This is a genomic window from Streptomyces sp. NPDC048018 (assembly GCF_043202995.1).
GTDB lineage: Bacteria > Actinomycetota > Actinomycetes > Streptomycetales > Streptomycetaceae > Streptomyces.
On sequence record NZ_JBIDBK010000002.1, the window covers coordinates 234,376 to 256,900 of the forward strand.

At 74.9% G+C, this 22,525-nt stretch carries 23 protein-coding genes; 11 read left to right on the forward strand and 12 right to left on the reverse strand.

Features of this window, described 5'->3' with window-relative positions:
- Window positions 1-5 precede the first annotated feature (5 nt).
- Window positions 6-893: a helix-turn-helix domain-containing protein gene (locus ACGF1Z_RS06895; protein ID WP_393002401.1), complete on the reverse strand. Its 888-nt coding sequence runs from the start codon at window positions 891-893 to the stop codon at window positions 6-8.
- A gap of 96 nt (window positions 894-989) precedes the next feature.
- Here ACGF1Z_RS06895 and ACGF1Z_RS06900 point away from each other — a divergent pair, with 96 nt between their 5' ends.
- A complete protein-coding gene (locus tag ACGF1Z_RS06900) occupies window positions 990-2,744 on the forward strand; it encodes a beta-galactosidase family protein (RefSeq protein ID WP_393000775.1) in 1,755 nt (584 codons plus the stop codon).
- A gap of 52 nt (window positions 2,745-2,796) precedes the next feature.
- Here ACGF1Z_RS06900 and ACGF1Z_RS06905 read toward each other — a convergent pair whose 3' ends face one another.
- Window positions 2,797-3,579, reverse strand: coding sequence for a S1 family peptidase (locus tag ACGF1Z_RS06905; protein WP_393000777.1), 783 nt, complete (start codon window positions 3,577-3,579; stop codon window positions 2,797-2,799).
- A gap of 182 nt (window positions 3,580-3,761) precedes the next feature.
- On the opposite strand from ACGF1Z_RS06905, the gene ACGF1Z_RS06910 reads away from it, so the two are divergent.
- Together ACGF1Z_RS06910 and ACGF1Z_RS06915 are read left to right on the forward strand one after the other, a co-directional pair.
- The gene (locus ACGF1Z_RS06910) at window positions 3,762-4,586 is read left to right on the forward strand and encodes a hypothetical protein (RefSeq protein ID WP_393002403.1); all 825 of its coding nucleotides are present in this window, start codon (window positions 3,762-3,764) and stop codon (window positions 4,584-4,586) included.
- Window positions 4,587-4,666: 80 nt separating this feature from the next.
- The gene (locus tag ACGF1Z_RS06915) at window positions 4,667-6,154 is read left to right on the forward strand and encodes an ankyrin repeat domain-containing protein (RefSeq protein ID WP_393000779.1); all 1,488 of its coding nucleotides are present in this window, start codon (window positions 4,667-4,669) and stop codon (window positions 6,152-6,154) included.
- 264 nt (window positions 6,155-6,418) lie between these two features.
- Here the strand turns inward: ACGF1Z_RS06915 and ACGF1Z_RS06920 are convergent, their stop codons facing one another.
- From ACGF1Z_RS06920 to ACGF1Z_RS06930, 3 genes are all read right to left on the reverse strand, one after another.
- Window positions 6,419-8,089 carry a serine/threonine-protein kinase gene (locus tag ACGF1Z_RS06920; protein ID WP_393000781.1) on the reverse strand — a complete coding sequence of 557 codons (1,671 nt, stop codon included), beginning with the start codon at window positions 8,087-8,089 and terminating at the stop codon, window positions 6,419-6,421.
- Window positions 8,090-8,246: 157 nt separating this feature from the next.
- Window positions 8,247-9,122 (reverse strand): SDR family oxidoreductase, encoded by an 876-nt coding sequence (locus tag ACGF1Z_RS06925; RefSeq protein ID WP_393000783.1) that lies wholly within the window; start codon window positions 9,120-9,122, stop codon window positions 8,247-8,249.
- Window position 9,123: 1 nt separating this feature from the next.
- Window positions 9,124-9,918: an SDR family oxidoreductase gene (locus ACGF1Z_RS06930; RefSeq protein WP_393000785.1), complete on the reverse strand. Its 795-nt coding sequence runs from the start codon at window positions 9,916-9,918 to the stop codon at window positions 9,124-9,126.
- A gap of 64 nt (window positions 9,919-9,982) precedes the next feature.
- Here ACGF1Z_RS06930 and ACGF1Z_RS06935 point away from each other — a divergent pair, with 64 nt between their 5' ends.
- The 5 genes from ACGF1Z_RS06935 to ACGF1Z_RS06955 are packed head-to-tail and all read left to right on the forward strand — an operon-like array spanning window position 9,983 to window position 14,306.
- Complete coding sequence (locus ACGF1Z_RS06935) at window positions 9,983-10,750, forward strand: enoyl-CoA hydratase family protein (RefSeq protein WP_393000787.1); 768 nt, start codon at window positions 9,983-9,985, stop codon at window positions 10,748-10,750.
- Window positions 10,747-11,604, forward strand: a complete 858-nt coding sequence (locus ACGF1Z_RS06940) for a CoA transferase subunit A (RefSeq protein ID WP_393000789.1) — start codon at window positions 10,747-10,749, stop codon at window positions 11,602-11,604. Before ACGF1Z_RS06935 ends, ACGF1Z_RS06940 begins: the two co-directional genes overlap by 4 nt.
- 8 nt (window positions 11,605-11,612) lie before the next feature.
- A complete protein-coding gene (locus tag ACGF1Z_RS06945; protein ID WP_393002405.1) occupies window positions 11,613-12,323 on the forward strand; it encodes a CoA-transferase subunit beta in 711 nt (236 codons plus the stop codon).
- Between the two features lie 29 nt (window positions 12,324-12,352).
- Window positions 12,353-13,399: an NAD(P)H-dependent flavin oxidoreductase gene (locus ACGF1Z_RS06950; protein ID WP_393002407.1), complete on the forward strand. Its 1,047-nt coding sequence runs from the start codon at window positions 12,353-12,355 to the stop codon at window positions 13,397-13,399.
- 10 nt (window positions 13,400-13,409) lie between these two features.
- Entirely contained in the window at window positions 13,410-14,306 is an 897-nt protein-coding gene (locus ACGF1Z_RS06955) for a tyrosine-protein phosphatase (RefSeq protein WP_393000791.1), read from the forward strand.
- A gap of 80 nt (window positions 14,307-14,386) precedes the next feature.
- Here ACGF1Z_RS06955 and ACGF1Z_RS06960 read toward each other — a convergent pair whose 3' ends face one another.
- From ACGF1Z_RS06960 to ACGF1Z_RS06975, 4 genes are read right to left on the reverse strand one after another with little or no spacing between them, the layout of a single operon-like run.
- Window positions 14,387-15,544 carry an acetyl-CoA C-acetyltransferase gene (locus ACGF1Z_RS06960; RefSeq protein ID WP_393000793.1) on the reverse strand — a complete coding sequence of 386 codons (1,158 nt, stop codon included), beginning with the start codon at window positions 15,542-15,544 and terminating at the stop codon, window positions 14,387-14,389.
- Between the two features lie 42 nt (window positions 15,545-15,586).
- Window positions 15,587-16,201 carry a TetR/AcrR family transcriptional regulator gene (locus ACGF1Z_RS06965; RefSeq protein WP_393000795.1) on the reverse strand — a complete coding sequence of 205 codons (615 nt, stop codon included), beginning with the start codon at window positions 16,199-16,201 and terminating at the stop codon, window positions 15,587-15,589.
- A gap of 15 nt (window positions 16,202-16,216) precedes the next feature.
- Window positions 16,217-17,008, reverse strand: coding sequence for an SDR family oxidoreductase (locus ACGF1Z_RS06970; RefSeq protein ID WP_393000797.1), 792 nt, complete (start codon window positions 17,006-17,008; stop codon window positions 16,217-16,219).
- Window positions 17,005-18,150 carry an acyl-CoA dehydrogenase family protein gene (locus ACGF1Z_RS06975; protein WP_393000799.1) on the reverse strand — a complete coding sequence of 382 codons (1,146 nt, stop codon included), beginning with the start codon at window positions 18,148-18,150 and terminating at the stop codon, window positions 17,005-17,007. The genes ACGF1Z_RS06970 and ACGF1Z_RS06975 overlap by 4 nt, the downstream gene beginning before the upstream one ends.
- A gap of 46 nt (window positions 18,151-18,196) precedes the next feature.
- On the opposite strand from ACGF1Z_RS06975, the gene ACGF1Z_RS06980 reads away from it, so the two are divergent.
- Genes ACGF1Z_RS06980 through ACGF1Z_RS06990 form a run of 3 tightly spaced genes read left to right on the forward strand, consistent with a single transcriptional unit; the run spans window position 18,197 to window position 20,591 of the window.
- The gene (locus ACGF1Z_RS06980; protein ID WP_393000801.1) at window positions 18,197-18,415 is read left to right on the forward strand and encodes a hypothetical protein; all 219 of its coding nucleotides are present in this window, start codon (window positions 18,197-18,199) and stop codon (window positions 18,413-18,415) included.
- Window positions 18,415-19,605 (forward strand): acyl-CoA dehydrogenase family protein, encoded by a 1,191-nt coding sequence (locus tag ACGF1Z_RS06985; protein WP_393000803.1) that lies wholly within the window; start codon window positions 18,415-18,417, stop codon window positions 19,603-19,605. The genes ACGF1Z_RS06980 and ACGF1Z_RS06985 overlap by 1 nt, the downstream gene beginning before the upstream one ends.
- The gene (locus ACGF1Z_RS06990; protein ID WP_393000805.1) at window positions 19,605-20,591 is read left to right on the forward strand and encodes an acyl-CoA dehydrogenase family protein; all 987 of its coding nucleotides are present in this window, start codon (window positions 19,605-19,607) and stop codon (window positions 20,589-20,591) included. Before ACGF1Z_RS06985 ends, ACGF1Z_RS06990 begins: the two co-directional genes overlap by 1 nt.
- Window positions 20,592-20,597: 6 nt before the next feature.
- Here ACGF1Z_RS06990 and ACGF1Z_RS06995 read toward each other — a convergent pair whose 3' ends face one another.
- From ACGF1Z_RS06995 to ACGF1Z_RS07005, 3 genes are all read right to left on the reverse strand, one after another.
- Window positions 20,598-21,107 (reverse strand): pyridoxamine 5'-phosphate oxidase family protein, encoded by a 510-nt coding sequence (locus tag ACGF1Z_RS06995; RefSeq protein ID WP_393000807.1) that lies wholly within the window; start codon window positions 21,105-21,107, stop codon window positions 20,598-20,600.
- Window positions 21,108-21,148: 41 nt separating this feature from the next.
- Complete coding sequence (locus ACGF1Z_RS07000) at window positions 21,149-21,523, reverse strand: VOC family protein (protein ID WP_393000809.1); 375 nt, start codon at window positions 21,521-21,523, stop codon at window positions 21,149-21,151.
- Between the two features lie 180 nt (window positions 21,524-21,703).
- Window positions 21,704-22,441: a VWA domain-containing protein gene (locus ACGF1Z_RS07005; protein ID WP_393002409.1), complete on the reverse strand. Its 738-nt coding sequence runs from the start codon at window positions 22,439-22,441 to the stop codon at window positions 21,704-21,706.
- Window positions 22,442-22,525 lie beyond the last annotated feature (84 nt).

Genomic DNA, 22,525 nt, shown 5'->3' on the forward strand with positions numbered 1-22,525 from the left:
CGAGCCTATCCGGATCCGCCGGGGAGGGTCGGCGGGTGTTCGGGATCCGGAACGGTGTGGCTCCAGCCGCCCGGCACGGTCCTGCCCTGCTGCTCACGGAAGCGGACGGGGGCGCTGCCGACCCGTCGGGTGAACAGCCGGGAGAAGTAGGCGGGGTCGTCGTAGCCGACGCGGCGGGCGACCGCGGCGACGGGCAGGTCGGTGGCGGCGAGGAGTTCCTTGGCCCGGCCGAGGCGCACGGTGAGCAGGTAGTCCTTGGGGCTGCAGCCGGCGGTGCGGCGGACGGCGGTGCGCAGCTCGGCGGGGGTCATGCCGTGCCGGGCGGCGTGCTCGGCGACGGAGAGGCGCCGGAAGGCGTCGCGGGCGAGGGCGGCGAGGACGGGGTCGCCGTCGGCGTTGGTGTCGGCGCGGGCGCGCCGCAGGGTGACGAGGAGTTCGTGGACGGCGGCGCCGGTCTCGACCTCCAGGAGGGGGTTGCCGGGGCGGGCGGCGCGGGCGATGCGGGCGATGACGGCGCGGGCGGGGGCGGCGTCGGCGAGGGGCACGACGGGCCGGTCGGGTTCGATGTAGCCGAGTTCGGTGTAGGTGGCGGTGGCGGGTCCGGTGAAGTCGACGAAGGACTCGTCCCAGCCGCTGCCGGGGTCGGCGGAGTAGTGGTGCGGGGTGCCGGGGGTGAGCCAGATCAGCGCGGGGGCGGTGACGGGGGTGCGGCGCCCGTCGGTGCCGCGGTACCAGCCGCTGCCGGAGCTGACGAGGACGGCGACGTGGTGGTCGAGGGTGCGGGGGCCGACGGTGGGCAGGGGGCCGTGCTGGAGTCCCACGCCGAGGCAGACCAGGCCGAGCCGGTGGTGGGCGGGGCCGGGGGTGAAATAGCGCATCCAGGTGTGGTACACGGCGCGGCCGCCTCCCCTGACCTCGATCCGAACGTCCAAACTGCGACGATCTTTGTCCATGGACCGGTCCGCCGCCAGAGGGCGAGGGTGAGGCGCATGAGCGAGTTCAGCCAGTTCGTGGTGGGTGACGAGGACTTCCTGCTCGACGGGCGGCCGGTGCGGCTGCTGTCGGGGGCGCTGCACTACTTCCGGGTGCACGAGGAGCAGTGGGAGCACCGGCTCGGGATGCTGCGGGCGATGGGTCTCAACTGCGTCGAGACGTACGTGCCGTGGAACCTGTACGAGCCGGAGCCGGGGCGGTTCGGGGACGTGGCGGCGCTGGGGCGTTTCCTGGACGCGGTGGCGCGGGCGGGTCTGTGGGCGATCGTGCGCCCGGGTCCGTACATCTGCGCCGAGTGGGAGAACGGCGGGCTGCCGCACTGGCTGACGGGGCCGCTCGGGCGGCGGGTGCGCACGGACGACGCCGGGTACCTGGGGCCGGTGGAGCGCTGGTTCCGGCGGCTGCTGCCGCAGGTGGTGGAGCGGCAGATCGGGCGGGGCGGCCCGGTGCTCATGGTGCAGGTGGAGAACGAGTACGGCAGCTACGGCACGGACGCCGGGTATCTGCGGCACATGGCGGACCTGCTGGTGGCGTGCGGGGTGGAGGTGCCGCTGTTCACCTCGGACGGCCCGGAGGACCACATGCTGACGGGTGGTTCGGTGCCGGGGGTGCTGGCGACGGCGAACTTCGGCTCGGGGGCGCGGGAGGCGTTCGCGACGCTGCGGCGGCACCGGCCGACGGGGCCGCTGATGTGCATGGAGTTCTGGTGCGGCTGGTTCGACCACTGGGGGACGGCCCCGGTGGGCCGGGACGCGGCGGACGCGGCGGCGACGCTGCGGGAGATCCTGGAGTGCGGGGCGTCGGTCAACGTCTACATGGCGCACGGCGGGACGAGCTTCGGCGGCTGGGCGGGGGCCAACCGGGCGGGCCGGCTGCACGGGGGCGCGCTGCGGCCGACGGTGACCTCGTACGACTACGACGCGCCGGTCGACGAGGCGGGGCTGCCGACGGAGAAGTTCTGGCTCTTCCGCGAGGTGCTGGCGCGGTACGCGGACGGGCCGCTCGCCGAGGTGCCGGAGCCGCCGGCGCGGATCGGGGAGCCGGCGGCGGGCGCGACGGCGGAGTGGGCGCCGCTGGCGGAGGTCCTGGAGGTACTCGGCGACGAGGAGTCGGACACGCCGTTGCCGCCGACGTTCGAGGAGCTCGGCGTGGACCGGGGGCTGGTCCGCTACCGGGTGGAGGTGCCCGGTCCGCGGCAGGCGTATCCGCTGGCGGTGTCGGGGCTGCGGGACCGGGCCACGGTGTACGTGGACGGGGTCCTGGCGGGGGTGCTCGACGCGGAGGAGGCGGAGCTGGCGGAGCCGGTGGCGGGGCCCGCGGTGGTCGAGCTGTGGGTGGAGTCGCTGGGCCGGGTGAACTACGGGCCGCGGCTGGCCGAGCCGAAGGGGGTCACGGGCGGGGTGCGGCACGAGCGTCAGTATCTGCACGGGGTGCGGGCGCGGGGCCTGCGGCTGGACGCGTTCGAGGCGGCGGCGGTGGCGAAGGTGCCGTGGGGTCCGGTGCCGGCGGACGCCGGGCCGGGTCTCCACCGGGGCTCGGTGACGGTCGCGTCGCCGGGTGACGCCGCGCTGCGGCTGCCGGGCTGGACGCGGGGCTTCGTGTGGGTCAACGGTTTCTGTCTGGGGCGCTACTGGAACGCGGGACCGCAGGAGTCGCTGTTCGTGCCGGGCCCGGTGCTGCGCGAGGGCGTGAACGAGGTGTGGGTCCTGGAGCTGGCGGGCGGGCCGGGGGACGGGGTGGGGCTCGCGTGAACGGGGTGCCCGGGGCCGGTCCGGCCCCGGGCGTCGCGTACCGCGTGCGCCGTCAGAGCGTGGCGGCCGCGGCCTTGATCGCGGAGGCGAAGGTCGAGACCTCGGTGTAGACACCGGGGTAGCCGGGCCGGGCGCAGCCCTCGCCCCAGCTCACGATGCCGACCTGGACCCAGGCGTTGGTGTTGTCCTTGCGGAACATGGGGCCGCCGGAGTCGCCCTGGCAGGTGTCGACGCCGCCCTGGGAGAAGCCGGCGCAGATCTCCTCGTTCGGGACGAGGGAGCTGCCGTACGCGGACTGGCAGGTGGCGTCGGTGACGAACGGCACGTTGGCCTTGAGCAGGTAGCGCTGCTGGCCGCCGCCCTCGCGGGCGGCTCCCCAGCCGGCGACGGTGAAGGTGCCGTTGTTGTAGGCGGTGGTCTCGGCGATCTTCAGGTTGGGCAGGCTGCTGATGGGCGAAGCCAGCTTGATGAGGGCCCAGTCCTTGCCCTGCCCGTTGTAGCCGGGGGCCTGGTAGACCTTGGTCGACCGGACCTTGATGGCGCTGCTCGACTGGAGGTCCACGACGCCGGCGGTGGCGGTGATGCTCGTGTTGTTGCCGGAGCCGCTCACGCAGTGGGCGGCGGTGAGGACGACCTGAGGGGTGATCAGGGAGCCGCCGCAGCCCATGGAGAGGCGGACCATCCAGGGGAACTCGCCCTGGGCGGCGCGGGTGCCGCCGACGACGGGTGCGGGCGCGGCGGAGGCGGTGGTGGGCTGGAGGCTGACGGCCGCGAGGACGACGGCGCCGGCGGCGGCGAGTTTCTGCAGGGCACGGACGAGTCTGTTCTTCTGCATGCGACTGCCTTCTTTCATGGGGGGTTGATCTTGATGGCATGTGCCCGTCAAGACGAATCGGATTATGGGCAGCGCCCGACAAGGGCAACAAGAAGGCCTTTTCGGCCAGCTGAGGGACGTCCTGGGAGGGGCGCGGGACCGCCCGTACCCTGGACGGCAGGGGGTGGTCCGGCGTGCCGTACGTGTCGCACAGCGATGAAGTCTCCCGGGTGGTCCGCGGGTTCCCGCACCTCGACACGGTCCGGGCCTCGATCACCGCGCTCTACCGGCGACTCTCCCCGGACGGAGTACGGCGCTACGGGACCAGCGTCACGGCGGCGGACGTGGCGGTCGACGAGGCCGACGGGCTCCACCTCGGCGCCCAGCGCGCGGCCCGCGCCCTCGTCCGGCACCTGCGGCTGCCGGACGCCCGCATGGTGGTGGGCTTCCGCGCGATGGAGCACGCGGCCGCCGTCGAACTGACCGCGGGACCCGAGTACTTCGTCGAGCTCAACGACCGCTTCCGCACCCACCGGCGCGACATCGGCGCCGCCCTCGCGCACGAGATCACCCACGTGCTGCTGCACCGCCTCGGCCTCTCCTTCCCGGCGACGGCCGAGAACGAGATCCTCACCGACGTCGTCACCACCTACCTCGGCGCCGGCTGGCTGCTCCTCGACGCCTTCCGGCAGGACGGCGTCTCCCGCCAGAAGCTCGGCTATCTGACCCCGGAGGAGTTCGGCTACGTCCTGGCCAAGCGGGCCGACGTGTTCGGGGAGGACCCGTCGCCGTGGTTCACCAGCGCGGTCGCGTACGAGGCCTGGGTACGCGGCCGGGCCGAGGCCGCGCGCGACTGGCGCCGGCCACCGCTCGCCGGTGCCGGCTGGGCCGCCCGCCGGCGCGCCCGCGCCACCGGCGACGGCGTCTTCCCCTGCCCGGTCTGCGGCCAACGCCTGCGGGTGGCACCGCAGCGACGCGTGCGGGCACGGTGCGGGGTCTGCGAGACGGTCCTGGACTGCGCCCCGTAGGCCCCCGCGCACCGCACGGACCGTGCTGGCCGGGCGCAATGCGTTTGCGCCGTTCGGGTGCTTCGGGTGAGGGTCGGCGCATGAGCAAGCTGTTCGACGCGCTGACGGCCGGGGACGACGACGGGGTGGTCCGCGCCCTGCGGGAGGGGGACGACCCGGAGGCCCGGAACGACGGGGAGACCGCGCTGTACCGGGCCTCCGTGGCGAACCGTCCGGGGGCGGTCCGGCTGCTCCTCGCGGCAGGAGCGGACCCGGCGCGGACGAGCGGCGAGGACGACGGAGACCTGCCGCTGTGCGGGGCCGCGTGCGGCGGTCACACCGAGGTCGTCCGGGCGCTGCTCGCGGCCGGAGCGGAGCCGGACCAGGAGGAGGCGTACGGCTTCACCGCCCTGGCCTGGGCCGTGCGGCTCGGACACACCGAGGTGGCCCGGGCGCTGCTGGAGGCGGGCGCCGCGCCCGGCCGCCCCGGCCCCGACGGGCTCACGCCGCTCGTCGCCGCCGCCCGGCGCGGCTCGGCCTCGCTCGTCCGGGCGCTGCTCGACCACGGCGCGGACCAGTGGGAGGAGGCGCTCGACGAGGCCAGGCGCTGGATCGGCGCCGACATGGCCGCCGTACTGCGGCGCGGGCTCGTCGGCGGCGGCGGCACCGCGGACACGTACGAGGCGGTGGTGCGGCGCGTCCCCGAGGACGGCGGCGTCACCGTGGTCGTCGAGCTGCTGCGCGAGGACGGCGCACCGACCCGCGGCGACGAACGCCAGACCGGCCACGCCGCGATCGCCACGCTCCTGGAGGGCGCCCTCGGGATCCGGGTCCCGCCGGAGGAGCTGGCCGGGCGGGCGCTGCGCTGCGGCGACCCCGGGCAGGACGACTGGACCACGGCCGTCGCGGCGCTCGCGGACCGCGCCGACGAGCACACCTTCGTCACCGCCGCCGCCTGGTGCGCCGACCGGGAACCGCTGCGCCGCGCCCTCGGCGCCCGCGTCCTGGCCGCCCTCACCGGCTGGACGGAGAGCGCGGTGCCGGTCCTGCGCCGCCTGGCGGCGGAGTGCGCCACGCCCGGGCCGGCGCGGCCGGACGCCCGCGAGCCCGCGCTGTCCGCCGCGATCGCGCTCGGGCACTGCGGCGACGCGGGCGCCGTGGACGAGCTGCTCGGCCTCGCCGGGCATCCCTCGGCCGAGGTGCGGCAGCAGGTCGCCGCGGCCCTCGCCGGTCTCGTGCCGGCCGGCCACCCGCGGGCCGCCCGCGTGCTCGTGACGCTGAGCCGGGACGCCGAGGCGCGGGTCCGCGACTGGGCGTCCCTCGCCCTCGGCGAGCTGCCCGACGACACCCCTCTGGTGCGCGAGGCCCTGGCCGCCCGGCTCGCCGACCCCGACCCGGAGACGGTCGCCGAGGCGGCGCGCGGTCTGGCGATCCGTCAGGACCCTCGCGCCGTCGAGGTCCTGGCCCGCATCCTGGCGGACAGCGCCCCCGACGACCCGGCCCGCGAGACGGCCCTCGCCGCCCTGGAGCACCTGCGAGATCCGCGGGTCAGGACCCGGCTGGAGTGGACGACCCCGCGCTGCCGCTAGGCCCGGCCCCTCGGCCCGGGCCGACCCGCCCGAAGGACACGGCCCGCCGGCGGCCTCCCCGGCGGTCGGCGCGGCGCGGGCCCCGACCGCCGCCCATCCGAAGGCCGTCGCCGGACCCGCGCCGGTGCGCCCCGCGCCCCCGCCGCGGCCGCCGCGCGCCGCGCGGGCCCCGACCCCGAGGAGACCTCTCGCGGCCTGCCCCGGCACCGCCGGACCGCTGCGCGGCACGCGCCGCGCGATCTGCGCCCGCTCCGTCGCCGCGGTTCAGCGACCGGACGCGGAGCGCCGGTCGAAGGCGTGCCGCCAGATCGTCACGTCGGCGGTCACGAAGTCGCTCGAGGTCTCCGGCAGGTACGTCGACTTCACCTGGACCACGAACAGCGCGATGTCCCCGGAGGGGTGCCGGACGCAGACGCGGCTGCCGGCCGCCAACGAGGCCATCGGCCAACTGCGCTGATCGGCGCTCCGGAGCATCATCCGGCACATGTCGTAGCCGTTCCCCTCCTGGCCGAAGAGCTGCACCATCACGCTGCTGTCGCTCTGCAGCTCGCACCTGCCCGGGTCGCACACCAGCCGCAGGTCCCCCTTGCGGTCCTCGCGGCGCTCCCCGTCCCTGATGCCCAGCGAGCTCTTCTCGTCGAGGAAGACGCCCTGGTGCGGCTCGGGGGTCGGCTGCGCCGACGGGCCGCCCGACGCGGACGCGGTGGAGCCGGGGGCGTCGCTCCCGGTGCCCGGCCCGGCGGACGCGGCCCCCGCCGAAGCGCTCGGCCCGGGCGACTGCTTCGCCCCGGTGGACGGGCCCTGCGCCGCGCGGTCGGCCAGCCGGCCGAAGACGTCCCCGACCTGCAGGGCCATACCGGTCAGCGCCAGCGCCGCGGCCGTCACGGCAGCGGCCGTGACCAGCGCGGTGCGCCGCCTGCGCGCCCGGCGATCCCCGGCGTCCCCCGACAGGTCACCGGACGCCGGGGCCGCGGCGTCCGGCGGATACGGCCAGGTGCCCAGGGGCGGCACGTGCAGCGGAGTGGGCTCGGCCACCGGCGGCGGGATCTCCGGGTCGGGCCCCTTGACCTCACGCCACGCAGCCGGTCCGACACCCGCCTCGAGGTCCGCGCCCAGCAGGCGGCGGCACCGGTCCACGACCTCGGCGGCGGTGACCCGGTCCGCGGGATCGGCCGCCAGGCACCGGGCGAGCAGCGGTCGCAACTGGTCCGGCACCTGCGACAGATCGGGCTCCGAGTGGACGATCCGGTACAGCACACTGACCCCGGGGCCGTCCCCGTACAGCGGCCGGCCGAGGGCCGCGAACGCCGCCGTCTGCCCCAGCGCGAAGATGTCGGTCGCCTGCGTGACCTCGGCCGCGGAGGCCTGTTCGGGTGCCATGAACGAGGGCGTGCCGACGGCGGCGCCGGTGGCGGTGTGCGACGAGATGCCGGAGGCGAGCGAGATACCGAAGTCGATCACCCGGGGGCCGTCGGCGGCGAGCAGCACGTTCGCGGGCTTCAGGTCCCGGTGCACCACGCCGACCCCGTGGATGGCCTGCAGCGCCTCGGCCACGCCGGCCAGCAGCCACAGCACGGCCGGGACCGGCAGCGGCCCGTTCCGGGCGACGGCCTCCGCCAGCGAGGGCCCGGGCACGTACAGGGTGGCCAGCCAGGGCGGTGCGCCCTCCGCGTCGCCGTCGATCAACTCGGCGGTGTACGCGCCGCGCACGCGCCGGGCGGCCTCCATCTCGCGGCGGAAACGCCGCCGGAAGTCCGGGTCGTCGGCCAGCTCCGGACGCACGACCTTGATGGCCACCGGCCGCCCGCCCCGGGTGTGCGACAGATAGACCCGGCCCATCCCGCCCGCGCCCAGCCGTGCGGCGAGCCGGTAGCCCCCCACCTGGACCGGATCGTCCGTCTCCAGTGGCTGGAACACCTCGGTCACGCTCTTCATCCGCCCCGTCCCCCCGATACTCCGGCCGACGTCACGCCGGCCAGGGCAGCAGCCTAGGCGAGCGGACCTGACCGTTCGACAGACGGGTTGCCCAGGGGGGGCGTCGGGCGTGCGGGGGCCGGACGGAGGCCCGGCCGCCCGGCCCGGGCCGCCCCTGCTACGCCCCGTACACCGGCCGGGGCGGCTGCGATTCCGCGAGGAGTTTCCGAGCCGCCTCCCCCGCCTCCGCCGGGGTCCAGCGGGCGCCCTTGTCGGCCGTGGGGCCGGGGCGCCAGCCCTCCATGACGGTGAGCCGGCCGCCCTCCGCCTCGAAGACCCTGCCGGTCACCCCGGCGGAGGCGGCCGAGCCGAGCCACACCACCAGCGGGGAGACGTCCTCCGGGAGCGCGGCCAGACCCGCGAAGGTCTGCTCGGTCATCCGGGTCCTGGCGGCCGGGGCTATGGCGTTGACCTGAACGCCGTAGCGGCCCATCTCGGCCGCCGCCACGAGGGTCAGGCCGACGATCCCGGCCTTGGCCGCCGCGTAGTTGCCCTGGCCGACGCTGCCGAGGAGGCCCGCGCCCGAGGTGGTGTTGACGACCCGTGCGGTCACCGGGCGGCCCGCCCTGGCCTCGGCCCGCCAGTGCGCGGCGGCGTGCCGGAGCGGCAGGAAGTGGCCCTTCACGTGCACGCGCAGGACGGCGTCGAAGTCGTCCTCGCCGAGGTTGACGAGCATCCGGTCACGCAGGAAGCCGGCGTTGTTGACGAGGGTGTCGAGGCGTCCGAAGGTGTCGAGCGCGGTCCGCACGAGGGAGGCCGCGCCCTCCTCGGTGGCGATGTCGCCGCCGTGGGCGACGGCCGCGCCGCCGGCCGCGCGGATCTCGTCGACGACCCGGGCCGCCGGGCTGTCGGGGCCGGGCCGCCCGTCGAGACCGACGCCGAGGTCGTTGACCACGACTTTGGCGCCCTCGGCGGCGAAGGCCAGCGCGTGGGCGCGGCCGAGGCCGCGGCCGGCGCCGGTCACGACGGCCACGCGTTCGTCGCACAGTCCCATGTCAGTTCTCCTCGGTTTTCCTTGTCGACGGTCGGTTGGCGGTCGCGACGTCCAGGAAGGCGGGGCGTTCCCCGCCACCGTGGACCAGGAGCGAGGCTCCGGAGACGTAGCCGGCCCGGTCGGAGGCGAGGAACACCGCGGCCTCGCCGATGTCGGACGGTTCGGCGAGCCGGCCGAGGGGCACGGTGCGGGCGACGGCGGCGATGCCCTCGGCGTCGCCGTAGTGCAGGTGGGACAGCTCGGTCCTGACCATGCCGAGGACCAGGGTGTTGACCCGCACCTCGGGTGCCCACTCGACGGCCATGGAGCGGGCCAGGTTCTCCAGGCCGGCCTTGGCGGCGCCGTAGGCGGCGGTGCCGGGCGAGGGGCGGCTGCCGCTGACGCTGCCGATCATGACGACGGAGCCGCGGGTCGCCCGCAGCGGCTCGTACGCGGCGAGCGAGGCGATCAGCGGGGCCGTGAGGTTCAGTTCGAGGATCCGCGCGTGCCGTTCGGCCGCGGTGTCCCCGCCCTCGCCGAGGAGGCGGTACGGCGTGCCGCCCGCGTTGTTGACGAGCGTGTCGAGCCGCCCGTGGCGCTCGGCGACGCAGGCGAAGAACGCGGCGACGTCCTCGGATCTGCGCAGGTCGACCGCCTCGAAGGCGGCCTCCCGGCCCGCGACGGCGACCGGTTCGGCGGGCGGTCTGCGGGCGCAGACCACGACCTGGGCACCGGCCCGCAGAAAGGCCCGGGCGATGCCCGCGCCGACTCCGCGGGTTCCCCCGGTGACGACGGCGACCCTCCCGTCCAGCTCCATCGGCTGCTACCTTCCTCCCAGCGTCACCTAACAAACGTTTGGTGGAAAGGTAGCTGATCCGCTCATGGGTGTCTCCACCTCACGCCCCGGCAAGGGCGTCGCACTGGTCACCGTCGACTTCCCACCCGTCAACGCCCTCCCCGTGCGGGGCTGGTACGACCTGGCCGACGCGGTCCGCACCGCCGGGCGCGATCCGGAGGTCCGCTGCGTCGTCCTCGCCGCCGAGGGTCGCGGCTTCAACGCGGGCGTCGACATCAAGGAGCTCCAGCGCGATCCCGGCCACGGCTCCCTCATCGCGGTCAACCACGGCTGCGCGGAGGCCTTCGCCGCGGTCTACGACTGCGAGGTGCCGGTGGTCGCCGCGGTCGGCGGCTTCTGCCTGGGCGGCGGCATCGGGCTGGCCGGCAACGCCGACGCGATCGTCGCCGCCGAGGACGCCGTCTTCGGCCTGCCCGAACTCGACCGGGGCGCGCTCGGCGCCGCGACCCACCTCGCCCGGCTGGTCCCCCAGCACCTGATGCGCGCGCTCTACTTCACCTCGCGGACCGTCACCGCGCACGAACTGCACGCGCACGGCTCGGTGTGGCGGGTGGTCCCGCGCGAGGAGCTGCGCACGGCCGCCCTGGAGCTCGCGGGCGAGATCGCGGCCAAGGACGGCACCCTCGTCCGGCTCGCCAAGGCCGCCATCAACGGCATCGACCCGGTCGACGTGCGCCGCAGCTACCGCTTCGAGCAGGGCTTCACCTTCGAGGCCAACCTCGGCGGCGTCGCCGGCCGGGTCCGCGACACCTTCGGCGGTCCCGGGGCCGCGGGGAAGGAGCCGCAGACATGACCGACAAGACCATGACCCCCGAGGACGTGGTGGGCCGGCTCCGCTCCGGCATGACGCTCGGGATCGGCGGCTGGGGCTCCCGGCGCAAACCGATGGCCCTGGTCAGAGCGCTGCTCCGGTCCGAGATCACCGATCTCACGGTGATCTCCTACGGCGGACCCGACGTCGGCCTGCTGGCCGCCGCCGGCCGGATCCGCCGGCTCGTCGCCCCCTTCGCCACCCTGGACTCGATCCCGCTCGAACCGCACTTCCGGGCGGCCCGCGAGCGCGGCACCCTCCGGCTCACGGAACTCGACGAGGCGATGTTCATGTGGGGCCTGCACGCCGCCGCCAACCGGCTGCCCTTCCTGCCCGTGCGGGCCGGCCTCGGCTCCGACGTCATGCGGGTCAATCCGGAGCTGCGCACGGTGACCTCCCCGTACGCCGACGGCGAGGAGTTCGTCGCGGTGCCCGCCCTGCGCATGGACGCCGCTCTCGTCCACCTCAATCGCGCCGACCGGCTCGGCAACGGCCAGTACCTGGGCCCCGACCCGTACTTCGACGACCTGTTCTGCGAGGCCGCCGACACCGCCTACGTGTCCTGCGAACGGCTGGTCGACGCCTTCGGCCCGGACACCGTCCCGCAGACCCTCCTCGTCTCCCGCCACAGCGTCACCGGCGTCGTCGAGGCCCCGAACGGGGCGCACTTCACCTCCTGCGTCCCCGACCACGACCGCGACGAGCCCTTCCAGAGGCTCTACGCGACCACCCCCTGGACCGACTTCGCCGCACGCTTCCTGTCCGGCAGGAGCGAGGACGACTACCAGGCCGCCGTACGGGCCTGGCACGACGAGCGGACGGAGGAGCGGAAGTGACCGGCGACGTGATCACCCGGGCCGAGTACTGCGTGGTGGCCTGCGCCGAGGCCTGGCGCGACGACGGCGAGGTCCTGGCCAGCCCGATGGGCCTGATCCCGGCCCTCGGCGCCCGCCTCGCCAGGCACACCTTCTCCCCCGACCTGCTGCTCACCGACGGCGAGGCGCTGCTCGTCGGCCTCGACGGACGGCCGGAGGGCTGGCTGCCGTACCGCAGGCACCTGACCATGGTCACCGGCGGCAGGCGGCACGTGATGATGGGCGCCAGTCAGCTCGACCGGTACGGCAACCAGAACATCTCCTGCATCGGCGACTGGGAGCAGCCCGCCCGCCAGCTCCTCGGGGTCCGCGGCGCACCCGTCAACACCCTGAACAACCCGGTCAGTTACTGGGTCCCCAAGCACTCGCCGCGGGTCTTCGTCGAGCGGGTCGACATGATCAGCGGAGTCGGTTACGACCACGCCGTCGGCCCGTACCACCGCCTCCCCCGGGTGGTGACCGACCTCGCCGTCCTCGACTTCGCGACCCCCGGGCACACGATGCGTCTGGCGTCCGTGCACCCGGGCGTCACCGTCGAGGACGTACGGGCCGCCACCGGCTTCCCGCTCGTGACCGACGGCGAGGTGCCCACCACCCGGGAGCCCACCGCCGAGGAACTACGGCTGATCCGCGAGGTGCTCGACCCGCGGGGGCTGCGCGACCGCGAGGTCAGGGCGTGACCGAGACCCCGGCGGCACCGGCACCCGCCATGGAGACCGCGCTCACCAGGCTCGTCGGCGTCGCGCACCCGATCGTGCAGACCGGCATGGGCTGGGTGGCCGGGCCCCGGCTCGTCTCGGCCACCGCGAACGCCGGCGCGCTCGGGGTCCTCGCCTCCGCCACCATGACCACCGACGAGCTGCGGGCCGCCGTCCGCGAGGTGAAGTCCCGCACCGACCGCCCCTTCGGGGTGAACCTGCGGGCCGACGCGGGCGACGCCCGCGAGCGGGTGCGGATCATCGTCGACGAGGGCGTCCGGGTCGCCTCGTTCGCCCTCGCGCCCTCCCGTGAGCTGATCGCCGAGCTCAAGGACGCCGGTGTCGTCGTCATCCCCTCCGTCGGGGCGCGCCGGCACGCCGAGAAGGTCGCCGCCTGGGGGGCCGACGCGGTGGTCGTGCAGGGCGGCGAGGGCGGCGGGCACACCGGCGAGGTGGCCACCACCGTGCTCCTGCCGCAGGTGGCCGACGCGGTCGGCATCCCGGTGATCGCGGCGGGCGGCTTCCACGACGGGCGCGGGCTGGTCGCCGCGCTGTCCTACGGGGCGGCGGGGATCGCCATGGGCACCCGCTTCCTGCTCACCGCCGAGTCGACCGTCCCCGACGCCGTGAAGGCGATGTACCTGGCGGCCACGGTCAGGGACGTCACCGTCACGACGGCCGTCGACGGCCTGCCGCACCGGATGCTGCGCACCGAGATGGTCGCCGCGCTGGAGCGGGCGGGCCGGGTCGGCGCGCTGGTGCAGGCCGTGCGCCGGGCCGCCGGCTTCCGCCGGCTCTCCGGCCTGTCCTGGGCGGCGATGGTCCGCGACGGTCTGGCGATGCGCCACGGCAGGGACCTGTCCTGGAGCCAGGTCCTGCTCGCCGCCAACACCCCGGTGCTCCTGAGGGCTTCCATGGTCGAGGGCCGCACCGACCTCGGCGTCATGGCCTCCGGACAGGTCGCGGGGGTGATCGAGGACCTGCCGAACTGCGAGGAACTCGTCACCCGGATCATGTCCGAGGCCGCGCACGTGCTCCGTTCCCTTCCCTCCGCCTAGGGAGTCAGCCATGTCCCTGTCGAGACGCGCACTGCTGAGCACCGCCGGCGCCACCGTTCTCCTGGCGGTCGCCGCCCGACCCGCCTCGGCCCGGCCCCGCGCCGGGGCGGCGGGCGTCCCCCGGCAGATCCCGCTCCAGGGCGCGGTGAACGTCCGCGACCTGGGCGGATATCCCACCTACGACGGGGCCCGGGTCCGCTACGGCCTGGTCTGCCGCGGTGACCATCTGGGCAAGCTGACCGACGCCGACCTGGCGACGCTCGGTGGGCTGGGCCTCGCCCGCGCGATCGACTTCCGGATCCCGCTGGAGGTGGCGTCCGACGGCGCCGACCGGCTGCCGGCCGGGGTCGTGCCGGTGTCCCGCAGCGTCACCGACAACGGTCTGTACGGGCGTCTGATGGCCGCGATCGGCTCGCGCGACCCGGTCCGGCAGGAGGAGATGCTGGGCGGCGGGCGGGCCGCGGCGTTCATGACCGAGGTGTACCGCACCTTCGTCACCAGCGCGGCCAACCGGCAGCAGTTCGGCACCACCCTGCGCGAGCTCGCCGCCCCCGGCGCGGGCCCGGCGCTCTTCCACTGCACCTCGGGCAAGGACCGTACGGGCTGGGCGAGCTGGCTGCTGCTCACCCTCGTGGGCGTGCCGGAGCGCTCGGCCACCGAGGACTACCTGGCCTCCAACACCTTCCGTGCCGCGTACGACGCCCGGGTGCGAGACGGCCTGCGGCAGGGCGGGTTCATGCAGAACCCGGACCTGATCATCCCGTTCCAGGAGGTGCGCCGGGAGTACCTGGACGCGGCCCTCGCCGAGGTCCGGGCCGGCTACGGCGGCCTCTACCGGTACGTCACCGACGGCCTGGGCCTGGACCTGCGCACCCTGGCGGGCCTGCGGGAGCGGCTCGTCGGCTGACGCTCCCGTACGCGGGGGGCCCGCGCCCCTTCAGGGGGGTGCGGGCCGCCCTCATGTCGTACGGGAGGAGCCGCGGGGGGCTACAGCCGCTCGATGATCGTCACGTTCGCCTGGCCGCCGCCCTCGCACATCGTCTGCAGCCCGTAGCGGCCGCCCGTGCGCTCCAGTTCGTGCAGGAGGGTCGTCATCAGCTTCACGCCGGTCGCGCCGAGGGGGTGGCCGAGGGCGATCGCGCCGCCGTTGACGTTGACGCGCTCCGGGTCGGCGCCGGTCTCCTTGAGCCAGGCGAGGACGACCGGGGCGAAGGCCTCGTTGATCTCGACCAGGTCGATGTCGTCGATGGTCATCCCGGTCTTCTTCAGGGCGTGCGCGGTCGCCGGTATCGGTGCCGACAGCATCCGGATCGGGTCCTCGCCGCGCACCGACAGGTGGTGGATGCGGGCCCGCGGGGTGAGCCCGTGCTCCCGTACGGCCCGCTCGCTCGCGATCAGCATCGCCGCGGCCCCGTCGGAGACCTGCGAGGAGCAGGCGGCGGTGATGGTGCCGCCCTCGACGACGGGCGCGAGTGCGGCCATCTTCTCCAGACCGGTGTCGCGGCGCGGGCCCTCGTCGACGGTGACGTCGCCGTAGGGGACGGTCTCGCGGGCGAAGCGGCCCTCGTCGATGGCGTGGAGCGCGCGCAGATGCGAGCGGAGGGCGAACTCCTCCTGGTCGCGCCGGGTGATGCCCCACTTGGCGGCGATGAGCTCGGCGCCGTGGAACTGGTTGACCGGCGCGTCTCCGTAGCGGGCCCGCCAGCCCTCCGACCCGGCGTACGGGCCCTGGGTCAGTCCGAGGGGTTCGGCGGCCTGCCGGGAGGCGAAGGCGATCGGGATCATGGTCATGTTCTGGGTGCCGCCGGCGACGACCAGGTCCTGGGTGCCGGAGAGCACGCCCTGGGCGGCGAAGTGGACGGCCTGCTGGGAGGAGCCGCACTGGCGGTCGACGGTGACCCCGGGGACCTCCTCGGGCAGTCCGGCCGCGAGCCAGCAGGTGCGGGCGATGTCGCCGGCCTGCGGTCCGACGGTGTCGAGGCAGCCGAAGACGACGTCCTCGACGGCGGCGGGATCGACGCCGGTCCGCTCCACGAGCGCCTTCAGGACATGGGCGCCGAGGTCCGCCGGATGGACGGCGCCGAGCCCGCCCTTGCGGCGGCCCACCGGGGTGCGGACCGCTTCGACGATGTAGGCCTCGGCCATGACGACTCCTCCTGGTGTCTGCGCGGTGTCCGCGCGGGCTGGCTATGCGCGTACGGCGATCCCGTCGAGCACCATCGACAGGTACTGGCGGGCGATCTCCTCGGGGCTGTGCTGTCCGCCGGGGCGGTACCAGGACGCGGCGACCCAGACGGTGTCGCGCACGAACCGGTAGGTGAGCCGGACGTCGAGGTCGGCGCGGAAGGCTCCGGACCCGACGCCGCGCTCCAGGGTGCCGAGCCAGGCCTTCTCGAACTTGACCTGCGAGTCGGCGAGGTAGTGGAAGCGGGGCTGGTCGGCGAGGTGACGGGCCTCCTTCTGGTAGATCGCCACGGCGGCGCGGTGGCGGTCGATCTCCCGGAAGGACTCGGTGACGAGGGCCTCGATGGTCTCCCGGGGGCCGAGCCCCGCGGCGAGCACGGCGTCGTAGCCGGCCCACAGTTCGTTCAGGAAGGTGGAGAGGATCTCGTCGAGCATCGATTCCTTGGAATCGAAGTGGTAGTAGAGGCTGCCCGCGAGCATGCCGGCCTCGTCCGCGATCCTGCGGACGGTGGTGGCGTTGTACCCCTGCGCGGCGAACACCTCGGCCGCCGTGTCGAGGAGTTCCCTGCGCCGCTCGGGCGAAGCGGTCACCTGCGTCTTCTTCTTGGTCGTTGGCACGCTTCCATTCTGGTCCTAGGGATGCCGGCTGCTGACGGAGACCGTCTCCCCGGTCATGTACGAGGAGTAGCCGCTGGCCAGGAAGACGATGACGTTGGCGATCTCCCAGGGCTCGGCGTACCGCCCGAAGGCCTCGCGCGCGGTCAGCTCGTCCAGGAGTTCGGCGGAGGTGACCTTGACCAGGTGGGGGTGCATGGCCAGGGAGGGGGCGACGGCGTTGACGCGGACGCCGTAGGCCGCGGCCTCGACCGCGGCGCAGCGGGTGAGCGCCATGACCCCGGCCTTGGCGGCGGCGTAGTGGGCCTGGCCGGCCTGGGCGCGCCAGCCGACGACGGAGGCGTTGTTGACGACGACCCCCCGGGTCCCGCTGTCGCGGAAGTGGCGCAGGGCGGCGCGGGTGCAGCGGAAGGTGCCGTTGAGGGTGACGTCGAGGACGCGGGTCCACTGCTCGTCGGTCATGTCGGCGAGCTCTGCGGTGCCGCCGAGTCCGGCGTTGTTCACGAGCACGTCGAGTCCGCCGTGGAGCCGTACGGCGGTGTCGTGGAGCGCCCGGACCTGGCTCTCGTCGGTGACGTCGCAGGGCTGGGAGGAGATCCGGTCGGCGCCGAATTCCGCGGCGAGTGTCTGCTCGGTCTCCTTGAGGCGGCGCGCGTGGGTGTCGCTGACCAGGACCCGGGCCCCCTCCTCCAGGAGCCGGCGGGCGGTGGCGCCGCCGATGCCGGAGCCGGCGGCGGCGGTGACGACGGCGGTCCGGCCGGTGAGCAGTCCGTGGCCGGGCACGTAGTCGGGAGCGGGCGTCGGGCTCATCCGCGGGGCTCCTTCGGAAGGCCGAGCACCCGCTCGGCGATGATGTTCCGCTGGATCTCGCTCGATCCGGCGTAGATGGTGTCGGCGCGCGAGAAGAGGAACAGGCGCTGCCAGTCGTCGAGTTCGTACGGCTCCGCGGCGGCGAGGGTCCCGGCGGCGCCGCGGACGTCCATGGCGAGCTCGCCGAGGTCGCGGTGCCAGTGGGACCAGGAGAGCTTGGCCAGGGAGGGGTCGACGCCGGACAGGGCGTTGGCGCGCAGGGTGCGCAGGCCGGCCCAGGCGCGGACGAGCCGCTCGCGGATCAGCGGGTCGTCGGCGGCGCCGGTGGTGCGGGCGAGCTCGACGAGGGCGTCCAGCTCGCGGCGGAAGCCGACCTGCTGGCCGAGGGTGGAGACGCCGCGTTCGTAGCCGAGGGTGGCCATCGCGATGCGCCAGCCGTCGCCGGGAGCGCCGACGACATGGCCGGCGGGGGTGCGGGCTCCGTCGAAGAAGACCTCGTTGAACTCGCTGGTGCCGGTGAGCTGCACGATGGGGCGGATCTCGACGCCGGGCTGGTCGAGCGGGACGAGGAGGCAGGAGAGTCCGGCGTGGGGGCGGGCGCCGGGTGCGCGGGGTTCGGTGCGGGCGATGACGAAGCACCACTGGGCCTCGTGGGCGAGGGAGGTCCAGGTCTTCTGGCCGTGCACGACCCACTCGTCGCCCTCGCGGACGGCGCGGGTGCGGACGGCGGCCAGGTCGGATCCGGCCTCGGGTTCGCTGTAGCCCTGGCACCACAGCTCCTCGACGGCCCGGACGGCGGGCAGGAAGCGGGCCTTCTGCTCCTCGGTGCCGTGGTCGATGAGGGTGGGGCCGAGGAGCTGTTCGCCGATGTGGTTGACGCGGGCGGGGGCGTCGGCGAGGGCGTACTCCTCGTGGAAGGCGATCTGCTCCTCGATGCTCGCCCCGCGCCCGCCGTACTCCTCGGGCCAGCCGACGCAGGTCCAGCCGTGGGCGGCCATGTGGCGTTCCCAGGCGAGCCGTTCGGCGAACGCCTCGTGCTCGCGGCCGGGGCCGCCCAGGCCCTTCAGCGCGGCGAACTCGCCGTCGAGCCGGACCGTGAGCCAGTCGCGTATCTCGGTGCGGAACTCCTCGACGCTGCTCATGGCTGCACGGTAACCTACCAAACACTTGTTAGGGAAGGATGAGACATTGCCCGACGATCCCGTCCGGTACGAGCGGTGCGGTCCGGTCGCGCACGTGACGACGGACCTCCCCCGCCACCGCGCCCGCCCCGGCCACCGCGAGGACCGGAACGCGGCGACGGCACACGCCCGGCCGCACCGCCTCGCCCGCGCGCACCACGCGCCGACCGCGGCGGACGCGCCCGGCGGGACGGACGTGACGCCGGCGAAGGAGGCGGTGCGCTGATGGACCTGAGCTGTTCGGCGGCCGAGGAGGAGTTCCGGGCCGAGGCCCGCGCCTGGCTGCGCGCCCACGTGCCGGCCGCACCACTGCCGTCCCTGGAGACCGAGGAGGGCTTCGCCGCCCACCGCGCCTGGGAGGGCGAACTCGCCGCCGGCCGCTGGTCGGTGGTCTCCTGGCCCGAGGAGTACGGCGGCCGCGGCGCCGACATCTTCCGCTGGCTGGCCTTCGAGGAGGAGTACTACGCGGCGGGAGCACCCGGCCGGGTCTCGCAGAACGGCATCCATCTGCTCGCCCCCACGCTCTTCGACCACGCCACCGAGGAGCAGCGGCTCCGCGTCCTGCCGTCCATGGCGACCGGGGAGACGATCTGGGCGCAGGCCTGGTCCGAGCCGGAGGCCGGCTCCGACCTCGCCTCGCTCACCTCCCGGGCGGTGCGCACCGAGGGCGGCTGGCTGCTGTCCGGGCAGAAGACCTGGTCCTCGCGGGCGGCCTTCGCCGACCGGGCCTTCGGCATCTTCCGCACCGACCCGGCACCGGCGGCGGAGGGGCGTCCGCACCGGGGCCTGACCTATCTGATGTTCGACCTCCGCGCGTCCGGCGTGACCGTACGGCCCATCGGGCGGCTCGACGGGAAACCGGCCTTCGCCGAGCTGTTCCTGGACGAGGTGTTCGTCCCCGACGAGGACGTCATCGGGGAACCGGGGCAGGGCTGGCGGATCGCCATGTCGGCCACCGGCAACGAGCGCGGGCTCACGCTGCGCTCCCCCGGCCGCTTCCTGGCCTCGGCGGACCGTCTCGTACGGCGGTGGCGGGAGCACGGCGACCCGTCGGACACGGCGCTGCGCGACCGGGTCGCGGACGCGGTGATCGGCGCCCGCGCCTACCAGCTCTTCACGGCGGCGGGCGCCTCGCGCTTCGCGGCCGGCGAGACCGCCGGGGTTGCCGGGGCCGCCGGGGCCGCCGGGGCCGCCGGGGCCGAGTCCAGCCTCAACAAGGTGTTCTGGTCGACGTACGACATCGCCCTGCACGAGACGGCGCTCGATCTCCTCGGCCCGGACGGCGAACTGGCGGACACCGAGTGGGCGGAGGGGCACGTCTTCTCGCTCGCCGGGCCGATCTACGCCGGCACCAACGAGATCCAGCGCGACATCATCGCCGAGCGCCTGCTCGGCCTCCCGAAGGGCCGCCGCTGATGCGCTTCCTGCCGACCGCCGAGCAGCGCGACTTCGCGCGCTCCCTGGACGCGATGCTGACGGCCGCCGACCCGCCGAAGGCGATCCGGGCCTGGGCCGCCGGCGACCCCGGCCCCGGACGCGCCCTGTGGACCCGGCTCGGGAAGGCGGGGATGTTCGCCCTCGCGGCCCCCGAGGCGTACGAGGGCGCCGGCCCGCTGCCCGTCGAGCTCGCCCACGCGGTGCTGGAGGCGGGCCGCCACGCGGTCCCCGGCCCCCTGGTGGAGACGGTCGCGGTGACCGCCCTGCTCGCGGAGCTCGCGGAACACGGCGAGACCGCGCCGGCCGAGCGCTTCCTGCCGGCCCTGGCGGCGGGCACGACGGTGGCGACCCTGGCCCTGGCAAACGCCTCGCCGTACGCCCTGGACGCCGACGCCGCCGACCTCGTGTTCGCCGTCGCGGGCGAGGAACTGCGCCTCGCGCCCGGGCACGGCGAGATGCGCGCGTCCGCCGACCCGGCGCGCCGGCTGGCGCGCCCGGCACCGGGCGGGGAACTCCTGGCCGCCGGGCCGGCGGTGACCGCCGCCGCGCGGACGGCCCGGCACTGGGCCCTCCTCGCGACCGCCGCGCAGGCGCTCGGCCTGGGCCTGGCGCTCCTGGACCGGACGGTGGCCTACGCGGGGCAGCGCACGCAGTTCGGCGCGCCGATCGGCTCCTTCCAGGCGGTCAAGCACCGCCTGGCGGACACCCTGATCGGCCTGGAGTTCGCCCGGCCCCTGCTCTTCGGGGCGGCCGTCACCCTCGCGGAGGCCGACCTCGCCGCGGCCAAGACCACCGCGGGCGAGGCGGCCCACGCGGCGGCCGCCACCGCGCTGCAGATCCACGGCGCCGTCGGCTACACCGAGGAACTGGACCTCTCCCTGTGGCTCCGCAAGGCCCGCCCCCTGCGCGACGCCTGGGGCAGCCCGTCCTGGTGCCGGGCGCGGGTGCTCGACCCGACGGCGTGACCCCGGTCAGGACTCGCGGGGCGGGCTCTCGTCGTTGCCGCGCCGGAGGGTGCGCACCGGCCGGCCCGGGGCCCAGACCCGGAAGACGACCTCCTCGCCCTCCACCGTGGTCCGCACGACCTCCGTCAGCCCGGCCCGGAAGAGGTGGAAGGGCTGCGGCGCGCCGGCCTCCTTCGCGTACCAGGAGGCGGTGTCCGGATCGGTGACCTCGACGGCCCGCCCGGAGACCCGGACGTCGCCGCCTCCCATGGAGGTGCCCTCGCCGGGGTTGGCGAGCAGCGAGAAGCGGGGGTCGCGGCGGAGGTCGCGGGCCTTGAGCGAGTTCGGCATCATGCCGAGCCACAGCTCACCGGACCGGAAGTCGGCCTCGATGCCGCTGAGCCGCGGCGAGCCGTCCTTGCGCAGGGTGGCGAGGGCGTGGTGGGTGTACTGCCCGAAGCGCTCCCGGACGGTGGCGGCGAGCTCGGGTTCGGCGGCCTCGAAGGCGGCCCAGGCGGTGATGGCGGTGTCTCCCATGGTCCCAGGAGACACCGGATACCCGACAACCTCCGTCCGGATTACTCCGTGCGCTCGGCCTTGCTGCGCTCGACGCAGAACTCGTTGCCCTCCGGGTCGGCGAGCACCACCCAGCCCGTGCCGTCCGGCCGGCGCCGGTCGTCGACGAGGGAGGCGCCGAGCGCGAGCACCCGCTCGACCTCCTCGTCACGCGTGCGGTCCTGCGGCTGCAGGTCGATGTGGACCCGGTTCTTCACCGACTTCTTCTCCGGCACCTGGATGAAGAGCAGATCCGCGCCCGCCGACGCGACCAGGGCCTCGGGGTCGCCGGGCCGGTCGTCGTCGGAGACCGGGGAGCCGAGGACCTGGGCCCAGAAACCCGCGAGGGTGTAGGCGTCGGAGCAGTCGATCGTGATGTGGCGCACAAGAGAGGTCATGCCGTCACTATCGCCTGGCCGGAACGCTGCTGACCATCGATTTGAGAGGGCCGTCGGTGCGCCGCGGCCGCCGGACGCCCTTGCGTGGCCCGGACCGGCGGCCGCGGACGGGGTCCGGGTGGCGCGGAGGCGGTTGTTCCTCTCGCCGAGGGCGTCGGGCGGAAGCCCGGGCGTGGGCGGTCAGCCGCGCACGATGCCCCGGGCCCTGGCGGCGGCGAGCCAGGCCGGGAGGCCGGCCACGAGCCGGTCGTACAGTTCCGCGTCCGGGACCCGCCGCGGGTCCCGCCCGGCGTGGAAGAAGCCGCAGTTGTCGACCGGGCGCTTCGCCGGTACCGGCAGCTCGTCCAGCCGGCGCAGGAACTCGAACTGCCGGCTGTCCGGATCGCCGAAGCCGACGAACTGCCAGAAGACCGGCAGCCGGGCCGCCTTGCAGACGTAGCGTTCGGCCGCGAGCTTGTTGACGGGCCCGCCGTCGGTCTGGAAGACCACCAGGGCGGGCGCGCTCGACCCGCTGTCGAGGTAGTGGTCCATGACCGCGTCCATGGCCAGGTGGTAGCTGGTCCTGCCCATGTGTCCGAGCCCGGCGACGATGCGGTCGATCCTCCCCTCGTGCTCGCCGAGCACGATCTCGGTCTCGGCGTCCACGTCCGTCGAGAAGAAGACCACCGGCACCCGGCCGTCGTCGTCGAGCTGCGCCGCGAGCCCGAGCACCCGGTCGGCCAGGGCCTGGACGGTGCCGTCGGCGTAGTACGGCTTCATCGAGCCCGAGTAGTCGACGACGAGGTACACGGCGAGGCGCTGCCCGTCGATCCCGCGCCGCCGGAGCGAGTCCCCGGCCGTCTTGTACAGGTCGACCAGGCCGGGTGCGGACTCCTCGACCTTGCGCAGACTCAGGGCCACGGGCGCCCCCTCCCTCATCGCGTGCCGGCTGCCGAGGGTACGGGAAGGCCGGGCCCGGCGGCGACAGGCCTCCGGGACGAGGGCCTCGCCCGTGCCCGGCGC

Excerpts from the sequence above, each read along its gene's own strand:
- ACGF1Z_RS06960 (WP_393000793.1), bottom strand. The coding sequence starts at position 15,544 with ATGGCCGAGGCCTACATCGTCGAAGCGGTCCGCACCCCGGTGGGCCGC.
- ACGF1Z_RS06955 (WP_393000791.1), top strand. The coding sequence starts at position 13,410 with ATGTCCCTGTCGAGACGCGCACTGCTGAGCACCGCCGGCGCCACCGTT.
- ACGF1Z_RS07005 (WP_393002409.1), bottom strand. The coding sequence starts at position 22,441 with ATGAGGGAGGGGGCGCCCGTGGCCCTGAGTCTGCGCAAGGTCGAGGAG.
- ACGF1Z_RS07000 (WP_393000809.1), bottom strand. The coding sequence starts at position 21,523 with ATGACCTCTCTTGTGCGCCACATCACGATCGACTGCTCCGACGCCTAC.
- ACGF1Z_RS06950 (WP_393002407.1), top strand. The coding sequence starts at position 12,353 with ATGGAGACCGCGCTCACCAGGCTCGTCGGCGTCGCGCACCCGATCGTG.
- ACGF1Z_RS06920 (WP_393000781.1), bottom strand. The coding sequence starts at position 8,089 with ATGAAGAGCGTGACCGAGGTGTTCCAGCCACTGGAGACGGACGATCCG.
- ACGF1Z_RS06935 (WP_393000787.1), top strand. The coding sequence starts at position 9,983 with ATGGGTGTCTCCACCTCACGCCCCGGCAAGGGCGTCGCACTGGTCACC.
- ACGF1Z_RS06925 (WP_393000783.1), bottom strand. The coding sequence starts at position 9,122 with ATGGGACTGTGCGACGAACGCGTGGCCGTCGTGACCGGCGCCGGCCGC.
- ACGF1Z_RS06975 (WP_393000799.1), bottom strand. The coding sequence starts at position 18,150 with ATGAGCAGCGTCGAGGAGTTCCGCACCGAGATACGCGACTGGCTCACG.
- ACGF1Z_RS06970 (WP_393000797.1), bottom strand. The coding sequence starts at position 17,008 with ATGAGCCCGACGCCCGCTCCCGACTACGTGCCCGGCCACGGACTGCTC.
- ACGF1Z_RS06985 (WP_393000803.1), top strand. The coding sequence starts at position 18,415 with ATGGACCTGAGCTGTTCGGCGGCCGAGGAGGAGTTCCGGGCCGAGGCC.
- ACGF1Z_RS06940 (WP_393000789.1), top strand. The coding sequence starts at position 10,747 with ATGACCGACAAGACCATGACCCCCGAGGACGTGGTGGGCCGGCTCCGC.
- ACGF1Z_RS06915 (WP_393000779.1), top strand. The coding sequence starts at position 4,667 with ATGAGCAAGCTGTTCGACGCGCTGACGGCCGGGGACGACGACGGGGTG.
- ACGF1Z_RS06990 (WP_393000805.1), top strand. The coding sequence starts at position 19,605 with ATGCGCTTCCTGCCGACCGCCGAGCAGCGCGACTTCGCGCGCTCCCTG.
- ACGF1Z_RS06905 (WP_393000777.1), bottom strand. The coding sequence starts at position 3,579 with ATGCAGAAGAACAGACTCGTCCGTGCCCTGCAGAAACTCGCCGCCGCC.
- ACGF1Z_RS06995 (WP_393000807.1), bottom strand. The coding sequence starts at position 21,107 with ATGGGAGACACCGCCATCACCGCCTGGGCCGCCTTCGAGGCCGCCGAA.
- ACGF1Z_RS06930 (WP_393000785.1), bottom strand. The coding sequence starts at position 9,918 with ATGGAGCTGGACGGGAGGGTCGCCGTCGTCACCGGGGGAACCCGCGGA.
- ACGF1Z_RS06900 (WP_393000775.1), top strand. The coding sequence starts at position 990 with ATGAGCGAGTTCAGCCAGTTCGTGGTGGGTGACGAGGACTTCCTGCTC.